Here is a 25681-nt window from a genome sequence, read left to right on the forward strand (position 1 = left end):
TCAGGCGCCCTTCCCTTTGACCGCTTCGATGCCGACCGACCTTGGACTGAACGAGGCGAACAGCGCCTGGACGTAGGGCCGGAACATGTGCTCCAGCGCACCGGCAAACAGGATGACCAGGCCTTGGATGATGACGATCATGTCGCGGGAAATCGCCGGCATTTCGAAGGCAAGTTCGGCGCCGCCCTGGTAGAGCATGCCGAACAGGATCGCCGCCAGCACGATGCCGACCGGATGCAGTCGGCCCATCAGCGCCACGGCGATGCCGACGAAGCCGGCGCCGGAGACGAAATCGATCGCCACATTGTGCTGGTCGCCCATCACCGGGTTCAGCGTCATCATGCCGGCCAGCGCGCCCGAAATCATCATCGCGACGATGATGATGCGGGTCTCCGAAATGCCGGCATAGCGCGCCGCTTTCGGGCTGTGGCCATAGGTGCGCATCTCGTAGCCGAGCTTGGTGCGCCAGATCAGCAGCCAGACCAGGAATGCCATGAGCAGCGCCAGCAGGAAGCAGATGTTGAACGGCGCCGAGCGGATCTTGGCGCCGAACAGTTCGATGATCCAGTTGAGCTTCGGCAGCTCGGCCCCGGCGAGGAAGTTGCGCGTCTGCGGTGCCTGCGACGCCGCCGGCTTCAATGGCCCGACCAGGAGATAGACCATGATCGAGGCCGCGATGAAGTTGAACATGATGGTGGTGATGACGATGTGCGACCCGCGCTTGGCCTGCAGATAGGCCGGAATCAGCGCCCACAGCGCACCGACGGCGGCTCCGGCGACGATCGCCAGCGGAAAGGTCAGCCACCACGGCAGCACAGTGTCGAAGGCGAGGCAGACCACGCCCACGCCAAGGCCGGCAATATAGGCCTGGCCCTCGGTCCCGATGTTGAACAGGCCGCAATGTGCGGCCACCGCCACTGACAGGCCGGTGAAGATGAAGGTGGTGGCATAGAACAGCGTGAAGGCAATGCCGGTTCCCTTGCCGAAAGCGCCCTCGACCAGGATGACGGCGGCACGAAACGGGTTTTCGCCGACCAGCATGACGACGAAACCGGCAACGATGAAGGCCACCGACAGATTGATCAGCGGGATCAGCCCATAATCGGCCCAGGCCGGCAGCTTGGCGTAAGGCGTGCTCACTCTGCCGCCTCCTGGCGATCGACGCCTGCCATCAGCAGGCCAAGCTCGCCTTCGGTCGCCTCGGGGCCACGTTCGCCGACGATGCGCCCGGCAAACATCACCAGGATGCGGTCGGACAGCGAACGGATCTCGTCGAGCTCGACCGACACCACCAGCACCGCCTTGCCCTGGTCGCGCATGGCAATCAGCCGCTTGTGGATGAATTCTATGGCGCCGACATCGACGCCGCGTGTCGGCTGGCCGACGATCAGAACACCGGGGTCCTGCTCCATTTCTCGCGCCAGCACGATCTTCTGCTGGTTGCCGCCGGAGAAATTCGCCGTTTTCAGACGCGGATTGCCGGGCCGGATGTCATATTTCTCGATCTTGTCCTTGGCATCAGCCATGATGGCGTCGATGTTGAGGAACGGCCCTTTCAGGTAGCGCGGGTCGTCATGGTAGCCGAGGATCGAATTCTCGTTCTCCTCGAAGGCCAGCACCAGGCCGACATGATGGCGGTCCTCCGGCACATGGGCGAGCCCACGGTCGCGCAACTCGCCGGGATCGGCGGCCCCGGTCAGGTCTATCGGCTTGCCATCGAGCATCACCGAGCCGGAAACCGCGCGCCTGATGCCGGAAATCGCCTCGATCAGTTCGGACTGGCCGTTGCCGGCGACACCGGCAATGCCGACGATCTCGCCGGCGCGGATATCGAAGGAGATGTCGTCGACCATGATGACGCCGCGCTGGTCTTTCACCGTCAGGTTCTTGACGGCGAGCTTGACCGCGCCGGCCTCCGTCTCGCCCTTTTCGACCCTCAGCAGCACGCGCCGCCCGACCATCAGTTCGGCCAGTTCGCCGACTGTCGTCTTGCTGGTCTCGCGCGTCGCCACCATCGTGCCCTGGCGCATGACCGAGACATTGTCGGTGATGGCCATGATCTCGCGCAGCTTGTGGGTGATCAGCACCACCGTTTTCCCCTGGTCCTTCAATTGCCTGAGGATGCGAAACAGATGGTCGGCCTCGGCCGGCGTCAACACGCCCGTCGGCTCGTCGAGAATCAGGATTTCGGCGCCGCGATAAAGCGCCTTCAGGATTTCGACACGCTGCTGCAGGCCGACCGGCAATTCCTCGATGATGGCGTCGGGATCGACTTCCAGCCCGTATTCGCGCTCGAGCCGCTCCAGTTCGGAGCGCGCCTTGGCGATGCTCTTTTTCAACAGCGCATCGCTTTCGGCGCCGAGGATGATGTTTTCCAGCACGGTGAAATTGTCGACCAGCATGAAGTGCTGGTGCACCATGCCGATGCCGAGCGCGATGGCGTCGTTGGAGGTCTTGATCGACGCTGGCTTGCCGCCGACACGGATCTCGCCGCTGTCGGCCTGGTAGAAGCCGTAGAGGATCGACATCAGCGTCGACTTGCCGGCGCCGTTCTCGCCGACGATGCCGTGGATGGTGCCGCGTGCGATCTCCAGATTGATGTCGCGATTGGCGCGAACGGCGCCAAAACTCTTGTTGATGCCGATCAGTTCGATTGCGGCTTGCGCCATGCAGCCTGTCCCACTCTTATTTTTTTATCGCTTGGTCAAAACGCCTAGCATGATGCCCCACCCGTGCCAATTGGCGGCGCAGTGGCCACTCTCGACAAATCCCGGTGCGCTTGTCAATTTCGAACGTGGCCGCAGACCTTCACATTCACTAATATGCAAGGCTCAACAGTCGCATCATGCTGCAACTGCGTGCACCAGGACCTGGGGAGTTTCGAATGATCATGCCTGTCGACCGGCTGACGACGCTGGAAATCCGCGCCGCTGAACAGGAAAAGACCATCGAGGAACTGTCGGGCCAGATCGCCGAACAGTGGACGGCGATCGAGCGCATGCAGCGCAAGCTCGATGCGCTGACCGGGCGCTTCATGGCGCTGGAGGAACAGTCGGCCCCCGAAGTGCCGATAACCAAACCGCCGCACTGGTAGCAAGGAGAAGCCGATGGCCGGTGAAAGCGATCGCGTTGCGCGGGCGGGCGACTATGTGCTTGGCCTGATGAACGATCGCGACCGCGAGCGTGCCGAGCGCGACCTGGAGATCGATCCCGCCTTCCGCGACACGGTGATGCGGCTGGCCGAGCGCATGCATGTCCTCGACCGTGGTGCGCCATCGGGCGGCAGCGATCGCTGGCGGCTGATCTCGCAACGCATCGCCGAACTGCCGCAGATGCGTGTGGTTGGCCAGGACGAAGCGAAGCCGGTGATCGGCAGACTGGAGCGGAAGCCCTATGGCGTCGGCGTGCATTCGCTCGGTGGCCGACGCGGCGCCGTCATCGCCATCGCGCTGATGGTGGTGTTTGCGCTGGGTTATCTCTTGGGCTTGTTGTCGACCGGCGGTGCGCTTCTGCCCTGACGTCCAAGGCAATCGCATATGGATTCTTGCGAAGAAGGACCCGCAACGCCGGAACTGCCGATCTCCCCCCTTGCGGGGGAGATGGCCGGCAGGCCAGAGGGGGGTGTCAAGGATCGCCAACCTGAATGGCTCCAGAATGAAAACCGTAATTGGCTGTTAGGCCGAGGGACAGCACCCCCCTCTGCCTTGCCAGGCATCTCCCCCGCAAGGGGGGAGATCGGACGTCGCCGAGACCTCCGCCAATCCTCAACGTCCTTTAAAGCCCTCAAACAAACCGCCGGGCTTTCACCCGGCGGTTCGTAAGCGAATTCTTATCAATCAATACGGGCAGGCGTTGTCGGCGGTGTAGTCGTGCACCTGGATCGTGCCGGCGATGATGTCGGCCTTGGCCTTTTCGACGGCAGCCTTCATCTCGTCGGTGACCAGCGCCTTGTTGTTGTCGTCCATGGCGTAGTCGACACCGCCTTCCTTGAGGCCGAGATTTTGCAGGCCGCCTTTGAAGGTGCCGTTCTTGCCGTCCATGAAGGCGGTGTAGACGGCCACGTCGACGCGCTTCAGCATTGAGGTCAGCACCTTGCCGGGCTGCAGGCCGTTCTGGTTGGAATCGACGCCGATGCCGAGCTTGCCGGCATCCGCCGCCGCCTGCAGCACGCCGACGCCGGTACCGCCGGCCGCGGCATAGACCACGTCGGAGCCCTGGTCGATCTGTGTCTTGGCGATCTCGCCGCCCTTGGCCGGATCGTTCCACGCCGCGGGCGTGTCACCGGTCATGTTCTGGATGACATCGGTCGCACCGGCCGCCTTGGCGCCGCCGACATAGCCGCATTCGAACTTGCGGATCAGCGGAATGTCCATGCCGCCGATGAAGGACACCTTCTTGGACTTCGAGGCCATCGCCGCCAGGATGCCGACGAGATAGGAGCCTTCGTTTTCCTTGAACACGAGCGAACGGACATTGGGCATATCGACGGCATCGTCGATGATGGCGAAGTTGAGATCGGGATATTCCTTCGCGACCACCTTCAGCGCATCTTCCCAGGCAAAGCCCGCCATGACGATCGGGTTGCGGCCGTCCTCGGCGAAGCGGCGCAGCGCCTGCTCGCGTTGCGAGGCGTTCGACACTTCGAACTCGACATAGGCGGTGCCGGTCTCGGTCTTGAACTTTTCGGCGCCGTGATAGGCAGCCTCGTTGAAGGATTTGTCGAACTTGCCGCCGAGATCGTAGAGGATGGCCGGCTGGACATCCGCGGCGAAAGCCGGAAGAACCATTGCGGTTGCGGCCAGGAGGCCGAGAACGATACGTTTCATGTGATCCACACCCTGTCGGTTATTTTTTCCGTTACGCGCCGCCCGCCTGCCCGGTTCTCCGGCAGGCATGCGGCATCAGCCAGGAGTGTACTCCCCTCCCGCTCAAGGCAATCTGGCACGGCCCGAAACAAAATTCACGCGGAATTTTGACCTTTTGGAAAAGCATGCCCCCCGTTGGAAAAACATGCCCAATGCGGTGACAGCTGTGGACGATTGCCGCGTTGTCGTCGCAAGTCCGCTGGGACAACCCATCAGCCCGGCGCGAATTCTCCGCCGCGCCGCCGGCGCCGGTAGCCGATCGCATAGAGGATGAAGGCAAGCACCGCGAACACGGCAAACCCCGGCTGGGCAAGCACCCAGGCGATGCCGCCATCCCATATCATCGGATTGACCTTGGCGCGCACGAAGGTCTCGAAGGCCGCGCGGGTGTCGGGCGAAACCGCCAGCCAGCTCGAATTCAGCGGCGTCATGACCAATGTGGAAGCCGCCACCGAGCGCGTCGCGTCGAGCACGGCCATGATGACGGCGACCGAGAGTGCGATCATGGCCGCGAGGCGAAACAAAAAACGCAACATCGAAATCTTCCCCGATCCTCAAGTTCCTCCCGAGGACCTTCCGGTCAAAGGCGAGGAATAGAATGCGCACGCCCAGCGTGCAATCGCCATACGCGAATTTGAAGCCCATCGCCCGCCTATATGGCCACCTTTCGGCTCCGCCGATGGACGAGCCAGACGCCGAGGATGCCGCCGCCAATGGCCCCGACCACCAGCCCGGCAAGGCCGATGAACACCGCGAAGTAGCCGCAGCCGCCTTCGAAACAGCTGATGTCGGTGGCTTCGGCGATCCCCGCGCCAAGCGCGAAGCCGGCGACAGTGCCGACGACGGCGCCGAGGATGATGCCGGCCAGGGCGGCGACGATCGAACTAAAGGCTGACGGTGCCTGCGCTTCCGGCCTTGCATAAAAGGCCTTGGCCTCGTCGCGGCGGCGCAGCAAGTAAATGCAAAAAAGGCCGATGACGATTTCGGTGGCGGCGATCGCAAGCTCCCTGGCGGAGACGGTGAAATCGGGCACGGTCAGCGCATAGACCTGCTCGGCCAGCCGCCAGGCGATGGTGGTGATCTGCCAGATGGTGAAATGACGCGGAAAGCGCGCGGAACGGCTGAAGGCGAGGCCGAGCAGATAAAGCCCCCACACGATGGTGACGATGTCGAAGGCCAGTTCGCCAAGCACGAAATAGAAGATCCTGTCCGGCACGCCGGAACTCTCCAACAGCCACCGCGCCGAGACCAGCCAGTAGACCGACCATGCCATGACGAAGAGGAGCCAGACCACGGGCACGAAGGACAGCCCGCTGTCCGGAGGCCCTGCGGGCGTCAGCCCGCCTGGCATGCCTCCGGCCGGCGTTCCGCTGGCCGGCTGTTCATTGCTCGATGTCATGTCTGGACGTTGCCCCCGCAAAGCCTCCGCCGCACTCGACAGGTGGCGAGGGGCGAAGTCAAGCGCGGCCGGCCCTGCCCCCTTGCCCGTGCACACCATTCAGGACCGAAGCGCCTTAGAAGCGGAGGCGTTCAACGCCCCGCGAAACGATGCGTGGCCGGCAAAGCGAATAGACTGCCGTTATGGCTTGGCATTCGGCGCCGGATCGACTAGATGAGCCCCGCGCCTGTTTGATTGACGGGCGCCGGGAAGGGCATCCGCTGGTTGGCGGTGTCCATCAAGCGGGTCTTCCCGCAAATCCCAAAGGGATGCATCTCCCCAACCCGCGTGGCAAAACCGGCCGGGCGCGAATGCAAGGACGGAGAGGTGGCCGAGTGGTTGAAGGCGCACGCCTGGAAAGTGTGTTTACGGGAGACCGTAACGCGGGTTCGAATCCCGCTCTCTCCGCCACTATCAAGCCATTGAAACCGCTGCGATTTCCCATCCCAGCGGGTGCGGCTGACTTTACTTCACATGCTCGCCCTGGGTTCATGGCGGATTGCCGGCTTGCCCGCCAAGCCAGGCGCAGAAATGCCGCTGAGCCATGCGGCGGTCGTCGTCACCTGGTCCGCCAGAGTTTCAAAGGCGTAGCGCCGAACCTCTGTCTTCACTCTTCGTGCCCCATCTGTCACCGTCGCAACCAACGCGGTAGTGCCGCCTGGTGCGATCTCAGGTCGCAGATGAGGTAATTCCATGAATTATAACGATATCGACCTCAATCTATTGCGGGTCTTTGACGTGATGATGCGGGAAAGGAGCGTCACGCGGGCGGCTACCGAATTAGGCAGAACACAATCCGCTGTAAGCCACTCCCTGTCGAAGCTTCGGTATCTATTGCAGGATGAATTGTTCACCAGAGATGGCGGCGAGATGCGGCCAACTCCCCGGGCAGTTGAGCTGCTGTCGAATATTTCCGCCGCACTCGCAACGATCCGCGCATCGATCGACCGGCATCAGATCTTCAATCCAGCAACGACGCGACGCAACTTTCGCGTTGGACTTACAGATTATCATGCCATGGTTTTCATCCCGGGCCTCATTCGAGAATTTTCCAGGCAAGCTCCTGGCGCGACGCTGAACGTCATTCCCGCAAACGGACCCGAAATCGGTTCATCGGTCTATCTGAGACAAGTTGACTGCGCGCTGACGGGAGCAGCGATACGCGACGACCCAGGTCTCTTGAAGGTGGAGCTTGGCCAGGACCGATTGTTTTGCGCGGTGTGGAGCGGAAGCAAGATCGCCAGAAGCGCAATGACGCTGGAAACCTATCTGGCCAGTTCTCACCTCCAGATTTCCGCAGATGGCCTGGCGGAAGGCCTCGCCGATGCCGCCCTCAAACAGATGGGTCTTCGCCGCAATGTCGTTGCGACCATCTCGAACTATCCGGTGCTGCCCTGGGCGCTTCGCGGCACTGAACTGATCACCCATTGCGGTGATGCCATCCTGCAAATGCTGGACGAGAGGAGTGAGGTGACGTTGGTCCCGCCACCCCTTCCGATATCGAATGTGAATGCCTGGCTTATTGTTCACCGCCAGATGGCGAATGACCCGGGAACCAGGTGGCTCCGGGAAATCATCGTGGGAATCTACAACGAATCGCGGACCAAGAGACACCAAGGCACGGTCGGAACACCGGGATCCGCCGTAAAATAGATCGCGCGCGCTATCGCCTGTTGCACCCTCGAACGCCTTTGTACCTGCGAGCGGGTGCCGCGCAATTATGAGGGGCGCTCATTTTGACCATGAGAACAATCGATTTGACGAATAGTTCACCTGGAGAGCACATTCCCTTCAACAATAACAGGGGAATGCCGAAATGAGATCAACGTTCAAGGGCCTACTTGCCCTCGCTATCGCGTGCACCGCCTCCTCGGCGTGGTCCGCAACCCTCGACAATGTCAAGAAAAATGGCGTGCTGACCTGTGGCACAAATTCGGCCACGGCTGGCTTCAGCCTCCCCGACAATGAAGGCAAATGGACCGGATTTGTCGTCGATTATTGTCGCGCCGTGGCCGCTGCCGTGCTCGGGGATGCGCAAAAGGTCAAGTTCATCCCATTGACGCCAAAGGATCGCTTCACCGCCTTGCAGTCGGGAGAGATCGACATTCTCGCGCACAACGCAACCTGGACATCGTCCCGCGATACGTCGCTAGGCATACTGTTTGCCGGCACGTATTTCTATGACGGCCAGGGGTTCATGGTGCGCAAGGCCGACAACATCACGTCGGCCAAGGGGCTCGACGGCGCATCGATATGCGTCACCCAGGGCACCACGACCGAGTTGAACCTTGCCGACTATTTTCGCTCGCAGTCGATCAAGTACACGACGGTTGGTTTCGCGGACGAGGAAGCTGTGGTGAAGGCTTATGAGGAGGGGCGTTGCGACGTCTTGTCCGCAGACACCTCCACCTTGAACGCGTCGAGGCTTCGCATGGCCAAGCCGGACGACAGCATTGTTCTTCCCGAGCTGATCTCCAAGGAGCCGCTTGGCCCGGCGGTGCGGCAGGGTGACGACCAGTGGTTCAATGTGGCGAAGTGGACGCTCTACGTCATGGTGGCCGCGGAGGAATACGGGGTCACCTCCAAGAACGTCGATGCCATGAAATCGTCGGACAATCCCAGCATCCGCCGCCTGCTTGGCGTGGAAGGCAGCATAGGCAAGGACATCGGGCTCGGCGATAACTGGCCGGTCGAGGTGATCAAACAGGTCGGCAATTACGGCGAAGTGTTCGATCGCAATGTCGGCAAGGATTCGCCGCTGAAAATGGAGCGCGGCATGAACGCGCTCTGGAACAAAGGCGGCGTTCAGTACGCTCCGCCGATCCGCTAATGCATGTCGCTCAAAAATGGCCCCGGTTTTGAGACAACGACATGCATACCGAAGACCCTAAAGCGCGTCGCCTGAGTCCGTTCAAACCCGACGCGCTTTAGGCAAAGGCATGGTTGCAAGGCGCTGGCGTGTTACCGTCAGCGCCTTGCACGGACCCGATAGGAACAGCCCATGTCCCATTTGTCGCTTCCCGCGCCGTCGCGCAGGAGGTTGTCGCTGCACGATACGAAGGTGCGGGGCATCTTCTACCAGCTCTTGCTCGCCGGCTGCCTGCTGGCCTTGGCCCTGGGCATCGGCATGCAGACTGCATCGAATATGCGGGTCCGGGGGATTCCGCTCTCATTCGACTTTTGGAATGAGTCTGCCGGCTTCGACATCAATCAAACCCTGATACCGTACGATGCATTGTCCAGCTACGGTCAGGCGTTCTGGGTGGGAGTGGTCAACACCCTCTACGTCAGTCTCCTCGCAATCCTGTTCGCGACCTTGCTTGGCTTCGTCATCGGCGTTGCCCGCCTGTCGCCGAACTGGATCGTTTCGAAGGTGGCGACCGCCTATGTCGAGCTTGTGCGAAATGTTCCGTTATTGCTGCAGCTGCTGTTCTGGTACAACGCCGTCCTCAAGCCGTTGCCCTCGCCGAAGGCGTCCATCGCCATGCCCGGCGGCATCTACCTCAACAATCGCGGCCTCATCGTTCCGGAGATTCATTTGCATCCGGGAGCGGGTCTGGTGGGCCTGGCATTCGTTGCGGCCATTTCCTGCTGCGTTGCATTCTGGTTTGGCGCCAGGAGCGTCCAGAGACGGACGGGCAGGCAGCTGCCGGTGCTTCTGGTCAGTCTGGCGACCTTGATAGGATTTCCGCTGGTCGTATTCCTGGCGGCTGGCGAGCCGGTCTCGTTCGTCGCCCCGCAGCTACGGGGTTTCAATTTTCAAGGCGGGCATCAGCTCTATCCGGAGTTTGCCGCTCTCCTGATCGGTCTGTCGGTCTACACCGGTTCATACATCGCCGAGATCGTGCGAGGTGGAATCCAGGCAGTGCCAAAGGGCCAGACCGAGGCTGCGCATGCGCTGGGGCTGGCGCCGGGCAAGACGCTTCGTCTGGTCGTCGTTCCCCAGGCGCTGCGCATCATCATTCCCCCTTTGACAAGCCAGTATCTCAATCTCATCAAGAACTCGTCGCTTGCCGTGTTCATCGGCTATCCCGACCTCGTTCAGATCTTTGCAGGCACGGTGCTCAACCAGACCGGAGCCGCCGTCCAGGTCATGGCGATTACCCTGTCGGTCTATCTCGTTATCTCCCTTGCCACGTCATTGGCCATGAACGCGTGCAACCAACATTTTGCAATCGTTGAGAGGTGACGGGTGAGCGATCAGTCCATGCGTTCGCCAATTGTGATCAGCGCGCTCATACCAGCCATGGCGCCTCCCGCGGACGTTCGACCGGGTCCAGTGAGCTGGATGAAAAAGAACCTGTTTTCGACGCCGTCTTCAGGCGCGCTGACAATATGCTTTGTCCTCCTCGCCGCGTGGCTGCTGCATCACTTCCTGAGCTTTGCGATCTTCAAAGCGGTCTGGAGCGGCGGCCACGAAGCTTGCCGTGCGAACAGCCAGGGGGCTTGCTGGCCTTTCATCGCCGAGAAGTTCGACTACCTGCGATACGGCGCGTATCCGGTTTCCGAGCGGTGGCGCGTGGACCTTGCGCAGGCGATCGGCGCCATCCTCATCGTTTGGCTCCTGTGGACGAAGGCTCCGCGGCGCAAAATGGCGGCGTTGCTGTTCTTCCTCGTCTTCCCCGTGGCCGCGTTCGTTCTCGTGCGCGGCGTTGCCTGGCTTCATTTGCCTGTCATCGATACGACGCTCTGGGGCGGTCTCTTGATCACGTTGCTGATGTCGATCGTGGGTATCGTCTTCTCGCTTCCGATCGGGGTTATCCTGGCGCTTGGACGCAGGTCGGAACTCCCTTTCGTCAAGACGGTTTGCGTCACGTTCATCGAAGTCGTCCGCGGCGTGCCGTTTATCACAGTGTTGTTCATGGCGAACTTCATGATGCCGCTCTTCGTCCCGGATTATCTGACGCCTGATCGTCTGTTGCGCCCGCTCATCGCGATAGCGTTGTTCTCGTCCGCCTATATGGCCGAGGTCGTGAGAGCCGGCCTTCAGGCGATCCCGAAGGGCCAGTACGAAGCGGCCAAGGCGCTCGGGATCGGCTACTTCGACATGATGCGCCTGATCGTCCTCCCTCAGGCGTTGACGATCGTCATACCGAGCATCGTCTCGACCTTCATCGGTCTGTTCAAAGACACGACTCTGGTCGCCATCGTCGGCATCGCGGATTTCCTGAAGGCCATCGAAACGGCGCGCGTCGATCCGAACTGGGCAGGCCCGACGATCTCATCAACCGGCTACCTCTTTGCGGGGCTGGTCTACTGGAGCTTTTGCTTCGGCATGTCGCGTTACTCGCAATATGTGGAGCGCCAAATGGCGCGTGGCCACAAATCCTAGGAGGCGCTGATGATGCCACAAGCAATGCCCGCGGCAAGGTGACTATCAAATGGCTTGTGCAGACACGCCCGCATCGGCGCTTGGGCAACGACATATCGCGGGAATAGATTTCGACCAGATCCACGACCGTCAGCAGTTCGGATCCGTCAAATGGGCCAACCAGTGGGACGAGTTCTCTCCTCAGGTCGAGGGCCAGGACCTGCTGTCGCTGTGGACGGCGGATATGGATTTCCGCGCTCCGGAAACCGTCATCGCGCGACTGCGCGAGGCCGCGGAGCATGGCATTTACGGCTACACACGCCGCGATTCGCGCCACTATGAGATCGTGCAATCGTGGTTCGCGCACCGGCACAACTGGTCGCCGAAACTGGAGACCTTGCTTCCCGCGCCGGCGATCATGCCGTCGGTGGCTGCGATACTGCGAACCTTCACCAAGCCCGGTGACGGCGTCATTGTGCAGTCGCCCGTGTACTCGCCCTATTTCGAAGTGGTTCAGGGAAACGGGCGGGTTCTGCTTACGAACCGGCTGAGGCTGCAGAACAACAGATATGAGCTCGATCTCGAGGATTTCGAGAAACTGGCGGCCGGCGGTGCCAAGGCATTCCTGCTGTGCAATCCTCACAACCCTGCCGGAATGGCCTGGACACGCGAAGAATTGGCGGCGCTCAACGACATCTGCGAGCGCCATGGGATCCTGGTCATATCCGACGACATTCACTGCGACATAAGGTTGTCGGATCGCCCCCACATCGTCTTCTCCTCCATCTCGGAAGATGCTGCCGAGAAATCGTTCATCTGCACCGCTCCAACGAAGACTTTCAATCTTGCCGGGGTTCCTTCGGCAACCATTTCGGTAGCCAGCAAAAAGCGCCGCGAGGCGCTTCTTGCCGCAATGCAGGCGTCATTCATGGTGAATGCGAACTTTTTCGGCCGCCTGGCCCTGGAGGTTGCTTACAGCAGCGGCGCGCCGTGGCTCGACCAACTCACGCGCTACATCGCCGGCAACATCGATCTGGTTTGCGAGTTCGCCGGTGAACACCTTCCAGGCATCACGCCCATGCGGCCCGACGCATCGTTTCTGGTGTGGTTGGATGCGTGCGCGCTCGATCGCCGAGTGGGTGGAATTCAGAAATTCTTTGTCGATCGGGCCGGGGTTAATCTCTATGACGGCCGCGTCTATGGGCCTGGCGGCGAAGGCTTCATTCGCCTGAATGTCGGCTGCCCGCGTCCTCTGTTGCGCCAAGGACTGGAGCGCATGTCCAGCGCGCTGGCATCCCTGTGATCGACCGCCAGGGTGCTTCGGATGCGAGCCTGGTACTTGATGCCGGCAGCCGGTAAGGAAACGTCCGAGGGCGACGAGCCGGGTGGCCCGCAAGTCCGGATTCCATAGCCGTGCCGGACACGACCCTCAAGCCAAAGTCGACATGTCCAGCTTGATCGCCGCTACCATTTCACAGCGAACCCGAGCTTGGCGCCCAGGGCGTGGCTATCGCCAAAATCCTTGAGGCTTGTCCGCGCTGTCCCTTCTCCGAAGACGGCGTAGCGACCGTCCGCCCAGCTCAGCGAGCCACCAAGGCCGACACCGCCCCACAGCGCCTGATTTTCGCTGACCAGTTTCGTGCCAGACACATCGACATCATTTCCGTCGAGGAAGTCGTAGTAAAGGTTGCCGAGCCCGTAAATGTGCGTGCGGCTGACTTGCCCCGCATCGTCCACCCACTGGTCTTCATAGTCCGCGGAGAGGCCGAGGCGGCCGACGAGACTGTTGCTGCTGCCGGGCGACACGACGGCGCCAAACGGGTCGGTGAACGCGTCGAAGTCGACCGAGGAATAGGCAAGCTGGGCCTGCGGCGTCAGCGACCAGTTGCCGTTGAGGGCGATCTTCTGTCCGGTCTCGATGCTCAGCCCGTAGCCGAAACCGTTGTTGCCGTCCGCAAGCGTGGTGCCCAGCGTGGCCGACCGGATGTCACTGTCATACCATGTCGCCTCGGCCTGCGCGTCGACGTAGAAGCCACCGCTGCCGAACCAGGTGAGCGTGCTGCCGACGCCGTAGCCGGTGGCAGCGATCGACCCTGCCCCGAAGATCGAGGAGACGTCCGACGACGCGGTTCCGTAGTGGGCCGTAATCCCTCCGATCAGGGTACCGGCGTCGCTTTCGTGCAGCAGGCCATCGACGCCGGCCTGCAGCTTCCAGGTGGTCACGTCATAGTTCGTGCCGGAGGTCGACGTCTCCGGCTTGATCTCGGCATGGGCAGCTTCGATGCGCGCCCATATCGCCTTGCCGTCGACCGAGCCCTGGCCTGGCAGGTCCGCACCTTGCGGCGTAGCACCCTCGCCCCACGACCGATTGCCAATGCGTTGCTGCATGGTGCCCAGTTCGTTGAAGGCCTGCAGCACCCCTTCATAGGCCTCGTACAGCGGCACGCCGGGCGAATAGAGTGGCTGCGGATCGGGATCGCCGTTGACCAGGGCCGAGCGCAGATACCAATCGCCATCGGCCGGTGTGCTGACGCCGTTCTTGTAGAGCCTGTATGCGTAGGCGCCCGCGACGACCGCTGCATCGCCTTCGAAGGTATAATTGCCGTCGAGCGAGAAGCTGCCGTTCGAGACGCCGCCGACGTCGACGATCTTGATGCCTCCGACCGTTTGGGCGCCCGACCCGCCGAAATTGACGACCTGAAGGGTACCCGTCCCTGACGTGTTGCCGGCGATCACCAGCATGTCTGTCGGCGAACCGTCACCACCGAGCGCAGCGTTGAGAACGACGGCGCCGCTATTGCCGACATAGTCGCCGCTTACGGTAAGTGTGTCGCCTGGGACGCCACCCGCGATGCGCACCGTTCCGGCGTTGCTCAGCCCCGCAATCGTCTGGGACGTGCCGGCAAGATCGAGCGTGGCGCCCGAGGCGACGGAAAACTGCGAGGAGGAACTGAACGCGTTCGCAGCGCCCGCGGCAAGCGTGCCGCCGCTGACCGTAGTGGCGCCGGTAAAGCCTGAGTTGTCCAACGCAAGCAGCAGCGTGCCTTGGCCGTCCTTGATGAACGTACCGGCGCCCGAGAACACGCCGGCATAGCTGGCGGAGGCGACTTGGTCGAATGTGAAGGAGGCGCCGGCGCCGATCGCGACATCGCCACCGAAGCGCTCGGCTGCCGAGACGAGGCCGCCTTGATTGACGGTCCAGTCCAGCAGCGACGTGCCTGACAGCGTCAGCACGCCGGCGCCATCCTTCATCATTGCGCCGGTGCCGGAGATATCGCCGGCGAAGCTGGCGTCCGCCGCCTGGTCGAACACGACAGTGCCGGAATTGCCGATGTCGCCACGAATCGAGGTTGCATCGCCGACCAGCGTGCCAGCGCTGACCAACGTGTTGCCGCCATAGCTGTTCGTTCCCGTAAGCGTCAGCGTGCCGGCGCCGGTCTTGGCAAGGCTGCCAGCGCCAGAGATCGCACCGGACAAGGTCAGGTCGGCCACAGTGTCGAAGGTGCCGCCGGCCGACGAAAGCGTGACGTCGCGCGCCGAGCTGAACGCCGCTGTGTTGCGCAGCGTCCCGCCGGAGAGCGTTAGGCCGCCAGCGGCAACGCCGAGATTGTTGTCGGCTGAAACAGATAGCACGCCGCCCAGGACGGTGGTGCCGCCCGTGTAGGTGTTGGCGCCGGACAGCACCAGCGTGCCCGCATCGGTCTTGGTCAGGCTGCTGGTCCCGGTTAGCACGGAGGCGATGGTGGCGGTGTAACCTGCTCCGGCCACCGTGCCGTCGCCGACCCGAATGATGCTCTCGCCGCCAGCGCCATCAAGCGTGATGGCGTCGCCTTCGATGCGGTAGCCATCGGCGGCGAATTGCATGCCCGTAATCGCAAGCGCGCCGGCGCTGCCGTCGGCGATGACGGTGCCGCCGAGCGTCTGGAAGATGGCGAAGCCGGGCTGCGGCTTCATCGCGCCAGTTACCAGGCCGGTGCTCGTCGTCCAGTTCAGGCTTGTCGCCGTCCACGTGCCGTTGCCGCCGTCGACCAGATCATTGTTGGCATTGCCGGCCGCGTCACCATCCCAGAAGAGCAAGTCGGTGCCGACGCTGCTGACGAGATTGACCTGGTTGGCGACGGAGGTCTGCACCGTCAGGTCGGCGGCCGTGACACCGGCCGGCAGATTGCCGAGCTCGAGACCATTGTCGGTGAGTGCGCCGCCATAATTGATTAGCCGGTAGACGCCAGGCCCGAAGCCGCCGACATCGGTGATGTTGAGGCTGCCGTCCAGCGTCAGCGCGCCGGTCACCTCGATCAGGTCGTTGACACCGCCGCCGACAATGCCCGCCTGGCCGAGCTCGTAGTCGAGCATAGAACCGGAGCTCAGGCTGAGCGATCCGACCGTAAGCGTGCCAGGGCTGGACCCCGGCGCCAGCACACCGCCATCGGCGACGATCACCGCGCCGCCGATCGAGCCGGAGCCGCCCAGCGTGCCGCCGCTGTTGACCGTCGTTTCGGTGCTGCCGAGCGAGCCCTCGACGATAAGCTTGCCGCTGTCGACGGTGGTGCGGCCGGAATAGTTACTGTCGCCCTTGAGCACCAGGGTGCCGGCGCCCTCCTTGTAGACGCCGCCCACGCCGCTCAGCTCGCCATTGGCGGTCAGCGTCGTACCCGCCGCCGCGCGGAAGTAGCCATAGGCGGAAGTGAGGTTGACATCGCGGCTCATGGCGAAGCTTGCTGTCGTGCCGAGTTCGCCGCCGTCGAGTGTCAGCAGGCCCGTCGCGGCACCCAGATTCTGGTCCGACGCGACCGAGATGCTTTTGCCGGTCCCGACCTTCGTGCCGCCGCTGTGGGTGTTGGCACCGGTCAGCGTCAGCGTGCCGAAGCCTTCGATGTCGACGCTGCCCGAGCCGGAGATATTTCCGCCGAAGGTGTGGGGGCCGAGGTCGAGAAACGAGACAGCGCCGTTGTCCAGGATGTCGCCACGGATCGCCACGGTGTTGCCGGCAAGCGTTCCTGCATTGACGATGTTGCCACCCGTATAGCTGTTGGACAAATTGGTGACGTTGAGGGTGCCGGCGCCGCTCTTGACCAGTGTGCCGGTGCCGGTCACCTGGCCTGACACGTCCAACTGCGTGCCTGCCACCGTGTCGAACCCGCCGGTCGAATTGATCAGGACATTGCGATTGGTGGCGAAGCTGGTGGTCGTGCGCAACGTGCCGCCGTCGAAGGTCAAGCCGCCCGAGAGGGCGCCCAGATTGTCATTGTTCGAAATCTGCAGGATCCCGCCGGACAAGGTCCAAGGCGTGACGGCAGTTGTCGTCCCCGTTAGGGTCCAGGTGCTGTTTCCGGTTTTCTCGTAGAACCCAAACCCGTCATATTTGGCGCCAGCGCCGATCTGCGACACACCGAAACTGGCGCTGATATCGCCACCCAGCTTGAATGTATCCGCGGCGCTGAAAGCGACCACATTGCCTGCGATGGTGGAGCCGGCCTGAATCTCCAGCGAATTGACGCCGCCGGTGAACTGGATGGCTTTGCCGGCTGCCGGCGTTCCGCCACCGGTGCCGACGGCACCGCCGCTGATCGTACCCGCATTGATGACCGCGATGTTGGCGCCCTTGATCCCTGCGGCGCCATCGCCGCCTGCCAAGGAGCCCTGACCGCCACTGCCGCCAACGATCGTCGCACCTAGCTTGTTGATGACGGTTCCACCTGAAAGCAGCAGAACAGCGGCGCCACCGTCCCCACCGCCGCCGAGAACTGTTCTTCCACCGGCACCCCCGAGCAGATTCCCGCTGTTCTGGATTGTCCCGCCGCCCATCAGGACGATGGCAGCTGCGCCGCCGCCAGCACCTGCTTGGACCCCAATTGTGGAAAGACTCGTGCCGCCGGTAACGCTGCCGCCCGCCTCTACAAACACGTTTGCGGACGAGAATATGCCGACGCCGCCGCCACCGCTGCCGCTGTTGCCATTGGTCCCACCTCGGCCGCCAGTGCCACCACTCACCGATCCTGTGCCAGTGACTGTAACGTCGGCCGTGGCACTGACGCCCACACCGCCACCGCCACCGCCGCCGCTCCTGACGACGCCATTCGTGCCAGGGGAGCCCAAAGCGCCGGCCCCGCCGCTGATGCTGGTTGCAATGGTCCCGTCTGTCGAGATGACCAGACCCGTAGCACCAGTGGCACCGGCAACGCCATTTGGGTTGTTGGCTGTCCCACTTACCGCTCCCGATCCTCCTGGCGCCCCGTCACCCGTCGTGAGGTCAATGCCGCCACCACCGCCACCAGCGGTCGCGCCATTGGCGGCATTCTGACCCGTGGCACTCGCGAGCGCGCCGTCAACGCCACCTTGTCCAGCGCCTGCGCTGCTGCCATTGCCGCCATCGGCCCGAGCTGGCGCGGCGCTCAGCGCAAGGGCAACAGTTAGGATCGTCAAGGCGGAAGTGCCGGAGCGAAGCGACACGACTTGCGGCAAGCGCGCGAGATGCAAAACCCAAAACCCATCACGCGCAATCCGCTCCGCCATGCCTAAGCTCCCTGATTCCTGAGTGCGCGAAGGCAGCATGAAAGCTATTCGCCCGCAAGAAGTTTATAGTCGTGAGAGCTACCAAGAAGCTAACGGTGATCAGTAAAATGAAGTCTGCGACTTTTGAGCGACAGAAAATAGTCAATATTAGATATAGCTTATTAAACGGAGACCTTACGGAATCGCGAGAACAATCTCGCTGCATGAATTTATGCGGAAACGTTCGGACCTCCTGGGCCCAGCCGATCCCATCGGGCGGAGGTGAGTTTCGCCTCTACGGGGGCGATGAGGCGCTAGGCTGCCCCTTGGGCGACCCTCACTATCCTGCAAGAAGTGATTCTGTAATCGACTCCCACTCTGCGTCTAGCTTGCCAGTTGCCACAGGCTGCCCGGCGCGGCGGTACCAGTAGGCTGCATTAGAAAGGTCGCCTTCTTTGCGGTGCAGATAGGCATGAACCCATACAGAGGCCGGATCAGATTCGTTGGCCTGCACACACTCATGCGCCCGCTCCCAATCGCCCTGTCTATCCCACCATAGAGCGTGGAGCGCCATCCCAAGATTCGCCGGGGGCTCTACACCCTGAAGGGTCGCACGGAACTCGTCGATGTCCATAGTTACCTCGCCTCTGGCTACGCCGGTCCTGTCCCGTTCCGTGCAACGAAATGCGCCCTCTGCCGGTGATTTGCTCTGTCGACTTTAGCAATGGCTCTGGCGATCCTCAGCGGAAACGGGGTTTTCGCTCGGCAAAGGCCGCATCAAGGGCTTCCAATTGACGAATGCTCGTTGCAGGGCTGCTTCCTGCTTCTAAGCTTCTTGGACGACAGAAGCTGCCACGGAAACCGAAGGCGCTTCCAGGCTCCATGTTATGCCATGCGGACCGTGTTCGAGAATTCCCTGCCCACTAACCGCTGCGGGCGCGACCCGCTTCAGCACCACGGTTCCAAAGCCACCTTGTCCGACAGTCTGAACCTGCGGACCATCGCTTTCGACCCAGGTGAGGTGAAAGAGCCTCGAACCCCCGGAACCGGTGATGCCCCATGTGACCGAAATCCGGCCCTTGTCCCCTGAGAGCACGCCATATTTGGCCGAGTTGGTCGCCAGTTCGTGGAAGGCAATCCCGAGATACTGAACTGCGTTGGGACTGAGCACCAATGATGGGCCCGACATTTCGATCAAATCCCCCCGCGGGAAAGGCTCGACCTGGGCCGCCAAAAGGTCGCTGATCGTGGCACCCTTCCAATCCGCCGATACAAGCAGGTCGTGAGATCGTGACAACGCCATGATGCGCTCGCGCACCTGGGTTTCAAATTGTTTTGGCGTCTCCGATCGCTTGTTGGTCTCCCGGATCATTGACAGGATGACCGAATACTGGTTTTTCACCCGGTGGTTGACCTCGCGCATCAGCATGCGGATGCGATATTCATTCTCCTTCGTCGACGTGATGTCTCGCGCTATCTTCGATGCGCCGGTGATCTGCCCGGTTGCGTTACGCACGGGCGATATCGTCAGTGAAACCGGAACCAGGCTGCCATCCTTGCGCTGGCGGGTCGTTTCGAATGGTTCGACGCGCTCGCCGCGGCGAATGCGTTGGAGAATGCGGGGTTCCTCGTCCTGATGGTCTTCGGGGATCAGCATGGTCACCGACCGGCCAATCGCTTCGTCGGCGGTGTAGCCGAAAAGCCGTTCGGCGCCCTGGTTCCAGCTTTTTATGATGGTGTTGAGATCCTTGCTGACGATCGCGTCAAATGAGGATTCCACGATCGCTGAGAGGTGCTGCCTGGTTTCTTCGGCACGTTGGCGGTCCGTCAGGTCCAGCAGCATGTTGACGGCGCCGATCAGAGCGCCGTGCTCGTCCCGCAGCGGTGTCGGGTAGGGCAGGAACGGAAAAAACGATCCGTCGGGACGTTGCGCAACAGCTTGCTGATTGCGGACCGGCCTGTTCTCCTTGAGCGCGATGGCCATCGGGCATTCATCGTGCGGCAATTCCTTGCCGTCGGCAGTGAACAGCTTGAACGTCACGCACCATTTATCCTTGCCGATTTCAGGCTCCCTGCCTGCCAGATCGGCCGCGGCGCGGTTGTAGTAGGTGATCGTCCCATCCTGATCGGTCGTGTAGATGGCGACGGGTAGGCCGTCGAGTATCTGGTGATAGGTACTGTCATGCTGCCTGAGCTCCGAGCGGGTGTGCACCAAGTCGGTTACATCGACCGTGAAGCACCGGGTGTTGATCAGCTTGCCGTCCCGGAAATGTCCGCTTGAGGTGACTTCGACGTGTTTGATCGATCCATCGCTGGCCCTCAATCGCGCCGGATATCTTACGATCTTCTCGCCATTGGCAAGGCGACCCAAAATGTCCTCTATGACGTCCCGGTCGGGATAGAACTCGGCGATGTGGCAACCGAGGTAGTCCTCTGCGGGATAGCCGAGAAGGTCGAGCTCAGCCTGGTTGGCATGCACGATTACGCCGTCTGCGTTCACCAGATGGAGGGCAACGGCGCCGTTTTCGAAGAAATCCTTGTAATCGAAATCCAGACCGTCATTGCTGGACACCCCCGGGTTTTCGAAGGCGACAACATTCGCCTGTGTTGCTTCATGCATCCCAAACACCTTGTCCAGTCCAACCAAATATAATGCGGCTTGGATCAGTTGGTTCCCATTGCTCGCGGTCTCGACCCGCTGCGTACGGGAACCGGACCCTAAAAGGGTCGTAGCCTCGACTCGTCTTCCATCTACAAACGTGCGATCATCCGCGCATGGGCAAACCCTTGGTCCTTGTCGTTGACGACGAAGCCTTGATAGCACTGGATATGGAGTCCACTCTTTCGGAGGCGGGCTTTGCCGTGGCATTGGCGGCGACATGTTCCCAGGCGAAACGTTTTCTTGCGGACCATACCCCCGCCGCAGCGATCCTGGACGTCAGGCTGTCGGACGGCGAGGCTGTTGACGCGGCAAAAACCTTGGCAGGGCGGGCGGTTCCTTTCATCGTCTATTCCGGCCTGGGGCTCGAGGAAACCCCCGAAGCGTTCTCGTCTGGCGTAAGAGTGATGAAACCCGCCGGACCTGCAGAGGTGGTCCGGGCTCTCAAAGCGATGACCGCCGCGCAGCATAAGGCGACGGGATAGCCGTGCTCTGAGCACCTTTGGTCTAAATTAGCCAGGCGCTGCCGGAGCAGCTGCCGCGCCTCACGGAGCAGCGAATTGCGGCCGGTGCCGATCAGGCGAACAAGGTCGCGCCCGCGATCCTCGGTGATGCCGGTCTCCCTGGCAATTGACAGCACCAGTGCTTCTTCCCTTCCACTTTCTTAGGGTCGTGCCTTGCCCGTGCTGGCATGCCTTCTCCATCGGCTCAACGCCAAGATCTGCGAGAGACTCATTCCTCGACGCACGGTCAACCTCTTTGTGCCGCGTTTGAGCGGCGGAGATAGCGGCTCAATTTGCATTACCCGGATCCATCCTGGCACAGCCAAGAGGCCGGTCCGTTCGCACGATAATGCGCCCCGCGCAGGGACGGCGCCAGCATGGGCCAGATCGACCAGGCAGATTGAGCAGTCCTATGTCTCTCCGAACTCGGTTTCGTTTCTTGACGTCGGGTGCCGCTCATAGTCAACGGGCGGCGGCAGGAGCACGACTTCGGTCTCCTTGCGGCCGAACTCTCTGCCGATCTGGAACGCTGCATAGATCGCGCCAAGGCGGATAAGGAATCTAAGCATGGGGGGTCTCCTTCGATGTTAGGAACCGCAAGGCCGCGAGATTGTTCCATGGCTTGCGAGTGGGGGACGATCTTGCCGTCTCACCAGGCATTCCAGCGCCGGCGCGGCAATCTGAGACATGGCGGTGCGGCTAGGCTGTTGCGGCCGTTGCCTGGGCCGGGATCCGTTTTCGAGGGGCCGGACGGCGTCGATCGCGGCGTTTCGAAACGACTTTGAGGGGAACGGCCGGCGCTGGAGAAAGTGCGCCAAGCACAGCGTTGACCATGCCGTGCGCTACGAAATCGGCGCTGATGTCGGCGGCCAAAGCTTGCCTTTCTTGCCCGACATCGCCCTGCTCCGCGTCTGACCAGAACACAATCCCAATTCTCAAACCTGCCTTGGCGCGCTTCAGTCTCCGGACCAGAAAGCGGGCATGCTTGAGCGAATCCCGGTTCAGGAAACCGACCACGACGGTGTCGATCGCCTCTAGTTCGAGACGACGAATACCTGCCGGCTCCATATCGACAAAACTGGCCTTCGCCACCGTAGCACCTTGCACCTCCAGCACCTGAGCGAGCATGGCGGCAGCGGCATCGTCGAGTTCGCCGCGACCGCCGGCACAAAGCACCGACATGTCCTTGCCGTCGGGCAGCTCGATCTCTTCCTCTTCGACGCCATCTGTTTCCCTGATCGCGCTCCCTTCCGCGGTGGTTGCCGGCGCGTCTTCCTCGCTTGCCTCTTCCTGTGCATCGTCGGCAAGATTTGCCACAAGAATTTGGGCGCTCGCCGCCACCTGCCTTCGCTGTTGATCGCCCATCACGCCACGCATGCGGTCCTGCTCGCCCAACAGGAGAGCAGGAATGGCGACAGTGTCGTAGAAATCGATCAGGTACTTCTCCTCGAGGATCTCCTCGGCATGGTCAGTGGCCTCGTCGGGATCGCCGGCCAGGAGCCGTTGATAGAGCCGGGCGTGAGCTTCAAGGACGGGCTCGTTGCCAAACAGGACGTCGAGAAATTCGAACTGCGGAACATGTCGCCCGAGGACGACGAGGCAAACTGTCAGCGGCGTCGAAAGGACCAGGCCGAGCGGCCCCCACAACCATGTCCAGAAAATTGCCGCAACGATGATTGCCAAAGGAGAAAGTCCCGTGCGCGAGCCATAGAGCCACGGTTCGATGACGTTGCCGGTTACCAATTCCATGACGACAAACAGTGCGGCGGTCCACAGCACCAGCGACCAGCCGGGCGCAACCGCCAAGGCCAGAAACAAGGGCAGCAGCATGCCGATAACAGGGCCGATATAGGGAACGAAGCGCAGCGCCAGTGCCAGCAACCCCCACAGCAGCGCGTTGGGAATGCCGAGCACCCAAAGGCCAATTGCGATTGGTATCGCGTAGACGATGTTGACCACCAATTGCATGATCAGATAACGGCCAACCCGTTTGCCGGCATCCTGCAATGCCTGCGTTGTGCGATGGAGGTCGCCATAGCCGACGAGGCGGATAAACCGGTCGCGCAGATCCTCGCGCTCAAGCAACATGAAGATGACGACGATGATGATCAGGCCAGCTGATGCCAGCGGGCTGATCAACGGTCCGATGATGTTCTGCAATACCTCCAGAGGTCTCTCGCGGGCGACGATCTCGACGGGAACAGGCTCGCGCCGGGGCTTGTCGGCCGCAGGCGGCGCCACATCCTGCTTGTCGATCTCCTGACCGACACGCTCGATCACCCCGCTCAGCCTGGCAATTATGCCGCCACCAACGCCCGTCTCCTTGAGGGAACGCACCTTGGTCAGAATGTTTGTCTGGTAGACGGAAATGTTCTGAGCAAGCTCGCTTACCTGGGTCGCAACAATGAAGCTGAACAGGCCCAGGGCCGCGAATGCGCCAATCACGCTCAGAAGCACTGCGGGCAGCCGAGGCAAGCCGACACGCTTCAGTGCGGAGACCATCGGCACCAGAGCAAAGGTCAAAAGCAGCGCGATGGCAATGGGAAGGAACACCTCACGACCGAAATACAGCGCAGCTACTGTCGTGACGATGGTTGCCACGGTAGGCAGAGCTGTGCGCGGATGGGCATTGCCTGCCGCAAGAATCCGTCCTAGCCCCCGCTCGGACGATGAGATGTCGTTTCGACGATTGGCAGCCACGTGATTCCCCCCGTTTCCTAGCGATAGTTAGACCCATTCGCCTGCCGGGCAATGTTTAGCAGGGCCGAATACATACGTTTTGCGGTTTTGCGCCCTGGGCGCTGTGCTCTGACGGTTCAGTCGATATCGTCGGAGCCGCAAATCTGTGGTAAAGCCGCCGCCCAACCAACCAAAGGACGACATCTGTGAGCGAACCGACTGTGGCCGAAGCGACCGAAAGTATCTATGCCTCGCTGCGGGCGGACAATGCCGACATCGACGCCCATATCGCGACGCTCAAGGCTGCGCTGACACGAGAGGGCGCAAAACAGGCGGTGTTCGATCCGGCAAAATTGGCGCAGAACAACCGCTCGGGCCGTAAGTTGATGCAGGCTTATTTTCGCCAGCGCGGCGTGAGCGTGAGGTTTTCGGACCAGTAGCGCGCTGCAGCTTGGGGAACGGCGTCCCAACGGACGGTCCGTATCTCGCCCGCTCCGCCCTGCGGTGGACTTTCGTCAATCCTAGGCGAATGCCCGCATTGCCCTGCCCAGGTCGGTGTCGCCCCCTGCCCCTGCAGCTCTTGACGGAAACCGGTGCCTCCTGTTTGAGGTGGACCAGGACGTTTGCTGCATGGGGAGATGGGCAAGGGTGGGCAAACAGTGAAGCGCGTTCTTCAGATGCTTGCCGCGGCGATCATCGCGTCCGGGGCGACCGGCTGCACGAGCATTTCCTACTACGCGCAGTCGTTGCAGGGTCACGCGCAGATCATGGCCGCGCGCAGGAATGTCGGGAAACTCATCCTTGACCCTTCGACGCCCGAGGCATTGCGCGCGAAATTGACGTCGGCCAGCGCGATAAGACGGTTTGCGACGGATGAACTGGCATTGCCCGAGAACAACAGCTATCGCAGCTATGTCGACATCCATCGCGACGCCGTGACCTGGGCCGTTTTTGCCGCGCCGCAATTCTCGCTCGCGCCACGAACATGGTGCTTTCCGGTTTTCGGCTGCGTTCCATACCGGGGTTATTTCTCCCGGAAATCCGCGACTGAGGACGCAGTCGAACTTCAAAGACAGGGGCTGGACGTCTATGTCTCGGGCGTCACCGCCTATTCCACGCTTGGCTGGTCGAGTGACCCGCTACTGAGCACCATGCTGCGTCAGGACGACACCTATCTCGCCAGCCTTGTTTTTCATGAACTGGCGCATCAGCGCCTCTATGTGGATGGCGATTCCGCATTCAACGAGGCATTCGCCGTTGCCGTTGAAACCAGCGGCGTCAGGGAATGGCTCCGCGCCGCCGGCGACCGGGCCGGATTGCGCCGATACGAAGCCGACCGCAAACGCAGCGCCGATTTTCTCGGACTGGTGGCGAAGACGCGCGACGAGCTAAGGCAGGTCTATGGTAGTCCCCGCACCCCGGAAAAGATGGCGGCCGCCAAGGCAGCAACCATCGACCGGTTGCGGGCGCGCTACCGGCAGATGCGCGACAAGCACTGGGCGGGATACCGGGGATACGACGCCTGGTTCGCTGCCCCGATCAACAACGCCAAGCTCGCGGCAACTTCTGTCTACGGTGAACAGGTTCCGGCCTTTCTTCGCTTGTTCGACCTGTGTTCGGGCGACTATCCAAGGTTTTACGCTTCTGTCCGGCGGATCGCGGATTTGCCCAAATCGTCACGCGCCGAAGCGCTCAAGGCTGCGGACACGTGCAATTGACTTGAACAAGCACAGG

General features: G+C 61.7%; 21 protein-coding genes and 1 tRNA gene. 11 read left to right on the forward strand and 11 right to left on the reverse strand.

The genetic code is table 11. The features are described from left to right. Positions 1–1140 carry an ABC transporter permease gene (locus tag NKJ88_RS02645; RefSeq protein WP_352443521.1) on the reverse strand — a complete coding sequence of 380 codons (1140 nt, stop codon included), beginning with the start codon at positions 1138–1140 and terminating at the stop codon, positions 1–3. Next, positions 1137–2669: an ABC transporter ATP-binding protein gene (locus NKJ88_RS02650; protein WP_352443522.1), complete on the reverse strand. Its 1533-nt coding sequence runs from the start codon at positions 2667–2669 to the stop codon at positions 1137–1139. Before NKJ88_RS02650 ends, NKJ88_RS02645 begins: the two co-directional genes overlap by 4 nt. Positions 2670–2887: 218 nt before the next feature. On the opposite strand from NKJ88_RS02650, the gene NKJ88_RS02655 reads away from it, so the two are divergent. Both NKJ88_RS02655 and NKJ88_RS02660 read left to right on the forward strand, forming a co-directional pair. Next, complete coding sequence (locus NKJ88_RS02655; protein ID WP_196813645.1) at positions 2888–3094, forward strand: SlyX family protein; 207 nt, start codon at positions 2888–2890, stop codon at positions 3092–3094. 13 nt (positions 3095–3107) lie between these two features. Further along, on the forward strand, positions 3108–3518 hold the full coding sequence (locus NKJ88_RS02660) for a hypothetical protein (protein ID WP_352443523.1): 411 nt from the start codon (positions 3108–3110) through the stop codon (positions 3516–3518). Between the two features lie 318 nt (positions 3519–3836). Here the strand turns inward: NKJ88_RS02660 and NKJ88_RS02665 are convergent, their stop codons facing one another. The 3 genes from NKJ88_RS02665 to NKJ88_RS02675 all read right to left on the reverse strand — a co-directional run bounded on the left by NKJ88_RS02665 (position 3837) and on the right by NKJ88_RS02675 (position 6264). Then, positions 3837–4826, reverse strand: a complete 990-nt coding sequence (locus NKJ88_RS02665) for a BMP family lipoprotein (protein ID WP_023683177.1) — start codon at positions 4824–4826, stop codon at positions 3837–3839. 251 nt (positions 4827–5077) lie between these two features. Beyond that, positions 5078–5401 (reverse strand): hypothetical protein, encoded by a 324-nt coding sequence (locus NKJ88_RS02670; RefSeq protein ID WP_023683176.1) that lies wholly within the window; start codon positions 5399–5401, stop codon positions 5078–5080. A gap of 116 nt (positions 5402–5517) precedes the next feature. Continuing rightward, complete coding sequence (locus NKJ88_RS02675) at positions 5518–6264, reverse strand: DUF2569 family protein (RefSeq protein WP_352443524.1); 747 nt, start codon at positions 6262–6264, stop codon at positions 5518–5520. 360 nt (positions 6265–6624) lie between these two features. Here NKJ88_RS02675 and NKJ88_RS02680 point away from each other — a divergent pair. The 6 genes from NKJ88_RS02680 (at position 6625) to NKJ88_RS02705 (ending at position 12917) form a co-directional block, all read left to right on the forward strand. Beyond that, positions 6625–6714 (forward strand) — tRNA-Ser (locus NKJ88_RS02680). A 282-nt stretch (positions 6715–6996) separates the two neighbouring features. Further along, positions 6997–7956 (forward strand): LysR family transcriptional regulator, encoded by a 960-nt coding sequence (locus tag NKJ88_RS02685; protein WP_352443525.1) that lies wholly within the window; start codon positions 6997–6999, stop codon positions 7954–7956. A gap of 163 nt (positions 7957–8119) precedes the next feature. Beyond that, on the forward strand, positions 8120–9133 hold the full coding sequence (locus NKJ88_RS02690) for an amino acid ABC transporter substrate-binding protein (protein ID WP_023671115.1): 1014 nt from the start codon (positions 8120–8122) through the stop codon (positions 9131–9133). A gap of 171 nt (positions 9134–9304) precedes the next feature. Beyond that, positions 9305–10492: an amino acid ABC transporter permease gene (locus NKJ88_RS02695; RefSeq protein WP_352443526.1), complete on the forward strand. Its 1188-nt coding sequence runs from the start codon at positions 9305–9307 to the stop codon at positions 10490–10492. A gap of 18 nt (positions 10493–10510) precedes the next feature. Further along, positions 10511–11635: an amino acid ABC transporter permease gene (locus tag NKJ88_RS02700; RefSeq protein WP_502904723.1), complete on the forward strand. Its 1125-nt coding sequence runs from the start codon at positions 10511–10513 to the stop codon at positions 11633–11635. Between the two features lie 49 nt (positions 11636–11684). Further along, positions 11685–12917, forward strand: coding sequence for a MalY/PatB family protein (locus tag NKJ88_RS02705; RefSeq protein WP_352443527.1), 1233 nt, complete (start codon positions 11685–11687; stop codon positions 12915–12917). A gap of 161 nt (positions 12918–13078) precedes the next feature. On the opposite strand, the gene NKJ88_RS02710 is transcribed toward NKJ88_RS02705, so the two are convergent. The 4 genes from NKJ88_RS02710 to NKJ88_RS02725 form a co-directional block, all read right to left on the reverse strand. Then, a complete protein-coding gene (locus tag NKJ88_RS02710; protein ID WP_352443528.1) occupies positions 13079–17605 on the reverse strand; it encodes an autotransporter outer membrane beta-barrel domain-containing protein in 4527 nt (1508 codons plus the stop codon). 215 nt (positions 17606–17820) lie between these two features. Further along, positions 17821–17976: a hypothetical protein gene (locus tag NKJ88_RS02715; protein WP_156940817.1), complete on the reverse strand. Its 156-nt coding sequence runs from the start codon at positions 17974–17976 to the stop codon at positions 17821–17823. Between the two features lie 470 nt (positions 17977–18446). Further along, positions 18447–18740: a hypothetical protein gene (locus NKJ88_RS02720; RefSeq protein WP_023704064.1), complete on the reverse strand. Its 294-nt coding sequence runs from the start codon at positions 18738–18740 to the stop codon at positions 18447–18449. Positions 18741–18932: 192 nt separating this feature from the next. After that, complete coding sequence (locus tag NKJ88_RS02725) at positions 18933–20726, reverse strand: PAS domain S-box protein (protein ID WP_032996227.1); 1794 nt, start codon at positions 20724–20726, stop codon at positions 18933–18935. A gap of 155 nt (positions 20727–20881) precedes the next feature. Here NKJ88_RS02725 and NKJ88_RS02730 point away from each other — a divergent pair, with 155 nt between their 5' ends. Next, positions 20882–21250: a response regulator gene (locus tag NKJ88_RS02730; protein ID WP_023726520.1), complete on the forward strand. Its 369-nt coding sequence runs from the start codon at positions 20882–20884 to the stop codon at positions 21248–21250. Positions 21251–21678: 428 nt separating this feature from the next. On the opposite strand, the gene NKJ88_RS02735 is transcribed toward NKJ88_RS02730, so the two are convergent. After that, positions 21679–21837 (reverse strand): hypothetical protein, encoded by a 159-nt coding sequence (locus tag NKJ88_RS02735; protein WP_023726519.1) that lies wholly within the window; start codon positions 21835–21837, stop codon positions 21679–21681. Between the two features lie 130 nt (positions 21838–21967). Then, positions 21968–23968: an AI-2E family transporter gene (locus tag NKJ88_RS02740; RefSeq protein ID WP_023726518.1), complete on the reverse strand. Its 2001-nt coding sequence runs from the start codon at positions 23966–23968 to the stop codon at positions 21968–21970. Positions 23969–24153: 185 nt separating this feature from the next. Here NKJ88_RS02740 and NKJ88_RS02745 point away from each other — a divergent pair, with 185 nt between their 5' ends. Then, a complete protein-coding gene (locus tag NKJ88_RS02745) occupies positions 24154–24387 on the forward strand; it encodes a hypothetical protein (protein ID WP_023671105.1) in 234 nt (77 codons plus the stop codon). 237 nt (positions 24388–24624) lie between these two features. Then, on the forward strand, positions 24625–25665 hold the full coding sequence (locus NKJ88_RS02750) for an aminopeptidase (RefSeq protein ID WP_502904724.1): 1041 nt from the start codon (positions 24625–24627) through the stop codon (positions 25663–25665). Positions 25666–25681: the final 16 nt, after the last annotated feature.

The sequence above is a fragment of the Mesorhizobium sp. M0016 genome (genome assembly GCF_040324035.1).
Taxonomy (GTDB): domain Bacteria; phylum Pseudomonadota; class Alphaproteobacteria; order Rhizobiales; family Rhizobiaceae; genus Mesorhizobium.

Coding starts and splice junctions, on each gene's coding strand:
- NKJ88_RS02650 (WP_352443522.1), bottom strand. CDS start 2,669: ATGGCGCAAGCCGCAATCGAACTGATCGGCATCAACAAGAGTTTTGGC.
- NKJ88_RS02660 (WP_352443523.1), top strand. CDS start 3,108: ATGGCCGGTGAAAGCGATCGCGTTGCGCGGGCGGGCGACTATGTGCTT.
- NKJ88_RS02665 (WP_023683177.1), bottom strand. CDS start 4,826: ATGAAACGTATCGTTCTCGGCCTCCTGGCCGCAACCGCAATGGTTCTT.
- NKJ88_RS02670 (WP_023683176.1), bottom strand. CDS start 5,401: ATGTTGCGTTTTTTGTTTCGCCTCGCGGCCATGATCGCACTCTCGGTC.
- NKJ88_RS02675 (WP_352443524.1), bottom strand. CDS start 6,264: ATGACATCGAGCAATGAACAGCCGGCCAGCGGAACGCCGGCCGGAGGC.
- NKJ88_RS02685 (WP_352443525.1), top strand. CDS start 6,997: ATGAATTATAACGATATCGACCTCAATCTATTGCGGGTCTTTGACGTG.
- NKJ88_RS02690 (WP_023671115.1), top strand. CDS start 8,120: ATGAGATCAACGTTCAAGGGCCTACTTGCCCTCGCTATCGCGTGCACC.
- NKJ88_RS02695 (WP_352443526.1), top strand. CDS start 9,305: ATGTCCCATTTGTCGCTTCCCGCGCCGTCGCGCAGGAGGTTGTCGCTG.
- NKJ88_RS02700 (WP_502904723.1), top strand. CDS start 10,511: ATGCGTTCGCCAATTGTGATCAGCGCGCTCATACCAGCCATGGCGCCT.
- NKJ88_RS02705 (WP_352443527.1), top strand. CDS start 11,685: ATGGCTTGTGCAGACACGCCCGCATCGGCGCTTGGGCAACGACATATC.
- NKJ88_RS02715 (WP_156940817.1), bottom strand. CDS start 17,976: ATGGCAGCAGCGCAGGCGCTGGACAAGGTGGCGTTGACGGCGCGCTCG.
- NKJ88_RS02720 (WP_023704064.1), bottom strand. CDS start 18,740: ATGGACATCGACGAGTTCCGTGCGACCCTTCAGGGTGTAGAGCCCCCG.
- NKJ88_RS02725 (WP_032996227.1), bottom strand. CDS start 20,726: ATGCATGAAGCAACACAGGCGAATGTTGTCGCCTTCGAAAACCCGGGG.
- NKJ88_RS02730 (WP_023726520.1), top strand. CDS start 20,882: ATGGGCAAACCCTTGGTCCTTGTCGTTGACGACGAAGCCTTGATAGCA.
- NKJ88_RS02735 (WP_023726519.1), bottom strand. CDS start 21,837: ATGCTTAGATTCCTTATCCGCCTTGGCGCGATCTATGCAGCGTTCCAG.
- NKJ88_RS02750 (WP_502904724.1), top strand. CDS start 24,625: ATGCTTGCCGCGGCGATCATCGCGTCCGGGGCGACCGGCTGCACGAGC.